This is a genomic window from Thiohalocapsa sp. (assembly GCF_019695415.1).
Taxonomy (GTDB): domain Bacteria; phylum Pseudomonadota; class Gammaproteobacteria; order Chromatiales; family Chromatiaceae; genus Thiohalocapsa.
Genome location: NZ_JAIFKJ010000304.1, coordinates 1 through 5,068 on the forward strand (window position 1 = coordinate 1; position 5,068 = coordinate 5,068).

A 5,068-nucleotide genomic window follows, 5' to 3' on the forward strand; every position below is an offset into this window, starting at 1 on the left:
GAAAATGGCGGGGCATCCTGCCCCACACGGGAAGCGCCAATAAATCGGCGCTTCCCTAGGCGCCCGTCCACCTGGATGTCCATGCTCGACGGGGCCAGGCGCTTCGTAGCGTAGGTCAGCGCGTATTCCATCAGCGCGATGCCGGCCTTCTTCTCGCCGACAAAGCGCAGGTATTTCTCGAGACGCGGCCGCGGGATTCGACTGCGGCGGCGCGTCTGTCCTCGGCGTGCGTTGGCTTTGTCCGGTAGCATGGCAGGTATGCAGCCCGCCGCTGCACACCCGTCCATGCAACCATCCAATCCTTTCGGAGACCCACGAGCCTTGGAACTGACAGGCAAGATTACGCAAGTCCTGCCGGAGAAGTCCGGCACCTCCGCCCGCGGCCCATGGCGCAAGCAGGAGTACGTCCTGGAGACGGCACAGGGCGATTTCACGCGCCAGGTCTGCTTCATGCTGTGGGGCGACAAAATCGACCAGTTCAAGATCCAGCAGGGGCAGGACGTTACTGTGCACTTCGACCTCGAGAGCCGCGAGTACAACGGCCGCTGGTACACGGACGTCAAAGCCTGGCGCATCGATGCCGCCGGCGCGGACGCGGGCTCGGGAGACGACTTCGAGCAGGGCGAGGGAGAGCCGCCTTTGTTCAATGACGAGCCGCCGTTCTAGTGCTGCCGCGTCTAACCATCCTGTTCGACAACGTCCCTGGGCTGCCCGGGCTCGAGAGCCTTTGGGGCTTCGCGGCACTGGTCGAGATCGGTGAGCAGCGCATCCTGTTCGACACCGGCAGCAACGGTCGGGTACTCCTGCGCAATATGGCGGCCCTTGGGCTGGATCCGGCGGCCGTGGATCTGCTGTTCCTGTCGCATCCGCATTGGGACCACATCGGCGGTCTCGACTCGGTGCTGGAGCGCAACCAAGACCTCACCCTGGTGCTGCACGAGGGCTTCTCCAAGCACCTGATCGCCGACCTGCGCGGACAGTGCCGGGACTTGTTGATCGTGAGCACCGAGCCGCAGCAGCTCGCGCCCGGGCTGTTCAGCACCGGCATGCTGAGCGCGCGCCCGACGCAACAAGGTCCGCCGGAGCAGGGGCTCGTGCTGGACGCGGCCTTGGCGGACGGGGCAGCGGTGAGCGCCGTTATCAGCGGCTGCGCGCACCCCGGCATGGAACGAGTGGTGGAGCGTGGGACTGCTATGCTCATGCGCCCTGTCGACTGGGCCATCGGCGGTTTTCATCTGATGTACGCCGGCGCGTCGGAGATTGCCCATTGCGTCGGTGTCCTCGAGGAGCTGGACGTCGCTTATGTGTTGCCGACGCACTGCACCGGCGATGCCGCGCGCGCCGCCTTTAGGCAGGCCTATGGGGAGCGGTATGCGGAGGGTGGCGCTGGCCGGGAGATTCCGCTTCGGCCCCGGCTTGGCTAGCAAGGCCGCATGGAAATAGCGCATGCGGACGGACATCGTGGCGGCATGCCGCTCAGGCTCGATCGTGGAATCGATGCCGATGCTGATCGACCGGTATCGTCTCCAATGTCAGTCGAGCGCCACCATGTCCAAGGCGCGCTGCACTTTGGCCTCGCCCCAGGTCTTTGCCGGCGACAGCGAGCCGTCGGCCTGAATCATGGTGCCCTCGCCGGCGCCTAGCCGGACTCGGCCAGTGGGGTTGCTGACCAAGACCTCACCGTCGACCACGAGCACCCCGGTGGCGTCATCGATGGGGCCCACCCAGAAGTGCGTGCCGCGCACGCCGAGGATGGCCACGGGGGTGCGGATCAGTACGCGCCGGCGCTCCTCTCCCCGCAGCTTGTCGCCGATGTAGAGTAGGGCACCTTTGAGCAGATTCAGGGTGGCCTCGGTGGTGGATGTCGGCTCGGGCGAGTAGACGAACTCGTCGTTCGCAGGTATTGAGCGGAGGATGAAGCGCCAATCCATCGGGGCTGTCGCATGACCCGGGGGCTGCGCCCGAGACTGCTGCCGCCGCTGCTGGCGACGGCGCTGCTCGGCGTCGCCGTGTACGCGCAGATCTGCTGCCCCCAGGCCTTCTCCACCATGCGCAATCTCTTGTTCGATGCCTACATGGCGGTGTTCCCGGCTTCGCCACAGACGCCCGTCACCATCGTCGAGATCGACGAGCAGGCCCTGGCGGATTACGGCCCCTGGCCCTGGCCACAGGCGACGCTCGGTCGCTTGCTTGGGCGACTGGTGGCCGCGGGCGCCGAGACGGTGGCGCTGACCCTGATCCCGGCGGAGGCCGCCGAGCCCGGTACGCCGCCATCGAGGGCCGAGGGCGACCCGGCACCCGAAATGCCCAAGGACGGACTGACCGAGGCGCTCGCCTTGGCCCCAAGCGTCATCGGCTATGCATTGACCGAGCAGGGCAACAGCACTGCGCCGCCCCCGCGCGCTGCGGGTCTTGCCGTGGTCGGCGCGGCGACGCCGCGGCTGCAACATCGGTTACCCGCGACGCTGCTCCCGGCCGCAGAGAGTGTCCGCACCGCCCAAGGCCTCGGCGCCCTGAACGTGTTTCCCGATCGTGACGGGCGCCTGCGCCGCGTGCCGCTGCTGGTGCAGTGGCGAGAGGGTCTCTTCCCGTCGCTGGCCGCCGAGGTGCTGCGCGTGGCGACTGGCGCCGGCTCCTATGTGATCCGTATCGCAGCCGACGCCGGCACGGATGTGCCGCTCTCCCTTCGGGTTGGCTCCCGCACGGTGCCCCTGAACGACAACGGCGAGATCTGGCTGCACTATGCCCCGCGCGCGTCCTTACCCGTGCTCGGTGCCGCTGAGGTGCTGGCTGGCGAGGTCCCGGCGCCGCTGCTGACGGACCGCATTGTGCTGATCGGCATCTCCGCCCCCGGCATCGCCAGCACTGTGACCTCTCCTTTAGGGGAATCGCTGAGCGCGGCGGTGATCCACGCCCAGGCGCTGAGCCAGCTGCTGACGGGCGCGCACCCGCTGCGCCCGCCTTGGGTCGCAGGTGCCGAGGCGCTGGTGGGTGCGCTCGGGTCGTTGCTGCTCATCCTGCTGTCCTTTCGCGTCCGCGGCGCCTGGCTGGTGGTCACGGGACTGTTGCTGGTGGCCGCGGTGCTCGCCGGCGGTTTCTGGCTGTTCCGCGGGCACCTGCTGCTGTTCGACGCGCTGACGCCCGGCATCACCATCATCACCGTCTTCACCACGCTGTCACTGGCCGGCTATGTGGTCACCGATCGTGAACGGCGGTTCGTGGAGCGCGCCTTCTCGAGCTTCGTCTCCCCGAACCTGGTGCGGCATCTGATGCGCCACCCCGATCAGCTGCGACTGCGCGGCGAGCGGCGCGAGTGCAGTTTCGTCATGACCGATCTCGCGGGCTTTACGCCGCTGGTGGAGCGGGCGGCGCCGGAGGAGCTAGTGGATCTGCTGAATCAGTATCTGGACGGGCTGATTCGCATCGCCTTCGAGCACGACGGGACCCTGGAGCGCATCGTCGGCGATGCCGTGTCGGTGCACTTCTCGGCCCCCGTGGTCCAGCCCGACCACGCGCGGCGGGCGCTCGACTGCGCGCTGGCCATCGACCGCTTCGCCGCGGGCTTTACCGGGCGCATGCGCGGCGAGGGCGTGCCCTTCGGTGACACCCGCATCGGCGTGCACACTGGCGAGGTCATCGTCGGTAACTTCGGTGGCCGAAGCCAGCTCGACTACCGCGCCTTCGGCGACCCCATCAACACCACGGCCCGGCTCGAGTCCGCGAACCGATTCTTCGGCACCCGCGTCGCCATCAGTGCCGAGACCGCGGCGCAGTGTCCGCAGACGCCACTGCGACCCATCGGCGCCCTGGTCCTGAAGGGCAAGCGCAACCCCATCCAGACATACACGCCGCTCACACAGACAGACATCGACAGCGGCCTCGCGGCCGCCTACGACCACGCCTATGATCTGGCCGAGCAGAGGAGTCCTCACGCGCTCGCCGCCTTCGAGGCCTGTGCGACGCGCTTCCCGCAAGACGGGCTGGTGCGTTTCCATCTGCAGCGCCTGCGCGGCGGTGGGAGCGGTGTCGAGATCCGGCTGGAGCAATGAGTCGGCCGCAATCCAGGCTGCGGCACCTGGAAGAGGGCACCTCGAAAAATTCGAGGTGCTCGTGCTGGGCAGGATGCCCCGCCATTTCTCGAGCGCCTAAGCGCTTGAGAAATGGAGCGAAGCGGAAACCGCGTTTTCGCTTCGCGTCTCGAAAAATGCCATGGAAGGCATTTTTCGAGGTCCCCAAGAGTAGCTCAACGCGAAGCACCAGAGGGGTCGCCAAACCGCCGCAGGAGCCCGCCGGATCGGGCGGTCCGGCCAGGTTGTCTCAGTCACGCCGGGTGCGGGGCTCAGTGCGTTCCGTCTCCGGACCCCGAAACCGATCCCGATAGGGCGCACGCGGGCCGCGCAGCTTGCTCGTGCAGCGCGCCGAGCTCCGCGAGCACCTGCGGGTGGAGCACTCGCTGCGCCGTCTCGAACAGCGTCGCTTCTTCGAAGCGGATGTGCGCGGTCAAAGCCTTTGCGAACCGCTCCGCGACCTGCTCGGCCCCACCGCCGATCAGTTGGCGCAGCTCGGCGTGCTCGGCCAGCGTGCGCTCGACCAGCGCGGCTTCGCCGGCGGCGCGGAGGGCCGGCAGCAGCCCCTGTTCTTCGAGCCGGAAGTGCGGCTCCAGCTCGTCGGCGAAGCGGGCCTGCGCCTCGGCCCAGTCGGCATCCCGCCGAGCGGCGTCGGCAGACGCCAGCTCGCGCATGCGCTTGGCCAGCACAAGGCCGGAGTGATGGTCCCTCGAGAGCCTGCGCAGGCTCGGATCACGTCGCATGGAACACTCCTATCAGGGTTCGGGGACAAGTTGTAAGCCTCCGCCAGGCCGCCGAAGCCGGTCAACCTAGCTGCGGTACTTTTCTTCCGTCCCTGCAAGGGACCAACGGCGACGACCGCCCCTGCATCAATTCGCGCCGAGCCATGCTTGCCCATACTGCCGCTAACCGTGCCATCCTGCCCCCAACCCCCGCCCCCCACCCCCCCACCCCCCCTCAGCCCCCCCCCCCACCCCCAACCCCCCCCATCCCCCCCCACC

The 5,068-nt window shown here is 68.1% G+C and carries 6 protein-coding genes; 3 read left to right on the plus strand and 3 right to left on the minus strand.

Annotated features, from left to right (window positions below; translation table 11 throughout):
• Positions 1 to 251, minus strand: a 251-nt coding sequence (locus I6U14_RS08825; protein ID WP_296898555.1) for a hypothetical protein, incomplete at its 3' end; no start/stop codon positions are given.
• 70 nt (positions 252 to 321) lie between these two features.
• Between I6U14_RS08825 and I6U14_RS08830 the strand changes: the two genes are divergently transcribed.
• Both I6U14_RS08830 and I6U14_RS08835 read left to right on the plus strand, forming a co-directional pair.
• Positions 322 to 666: a DUF3127 domain-containing protein gene (locus I6U14_RS08830; protein ID WP_296898556.1), complete on the plus strand. Its 345-nt coding sequence runs from the start codon at positions 322 to 324 to the stop codon at positions 664 to 666.
• Entirely contained in the window at positions 666 to 1,424 is a 759-nt protein-coding gene (locus I6U14_RS08835; protein WP_296898558.1) for an MBL fold metallo-hydrolase, read from the plus strand. The genes I6U14_RS08830 and I6U14_RS08835 overlap by 1 nt, the downstream gene beginning before the upstream one ends.
• 108 nt (positions 1,425 to 1,532) lie before the next feature.
• Here I6U14_RS08835 and I6U14_RS08840 read toward each other — a convergent pair whose 3' ends face one another.
• Positions 1,533 to 1,931: a FecR domain-containing protein gene (locus I6U14_RS08840; RefSeq protein WP_296898560.1), complete on the minus strand. Its 399-nt coding sequence runs from the start codon at positions 1,929 to 1,931 to the stop codon at positions 1,533 to 1,535.
• 12 nt (positions 1,932 to 1,943) lie between these two features.
• Between I6U14_RS08840 and I6U14_RS08845 the strand changes: the two genes are divergently transcribed.
• Entirely contained in the window at positions 1,944 to 4,049 is a 2,106-nt protein-coding gene (locus tag I6U14_RS08845) for a CHASE2 domain-containing protein (RefSeq protein WP_296898561.1), read from the plus strand.
• A gap of 290 nt (positions 4,050 to 4,339) precedes the next feature.
• On the opposite strand, the gene I6U14_RS08850 is transcribed toward I6U14_RS08845, so the two are convergent.
• Positions 4,340 to 4,810: a hemerythrin domain-containing protein gene (locus I6U14_RS08850; RefSeq protein ID WP_296898563.1), complete on the minus strand. Its 471-nt coding sequence runs from the start codon at positions 4,808 to 4,810 to the stop codon at positions 4,340 to 4,342.
• Between the last annotated feature and the right edge of the window lie 258 nt (positions 4,811 to 5,068).

Bases quoted from the DNA above. Each gene is read 5' to 3' on its own strand.
- I6U14_RS08850 (WP_296898563.1), bottom strand. From the start codon at position 4,810: ATGCGACGTGATCCGAGCCTGCGCAGGCTCTCGAGGGACCATCACTCC.
- I6U14_RS08840 (WP_296898560.1), bottom strand. From the start codon at position 1,931: ATGGATTGGCGCTTCATCCTCCGCTCAATACCTGCGAACGACGAGTTC.
- I6U14_RS08845 (WP_296898561.1), top strand. From the start codon at position 1,944: ATGACCCGGGGGCTGCGCCCGAGACTGCTGCCGCCGCTGCTGGCGACG.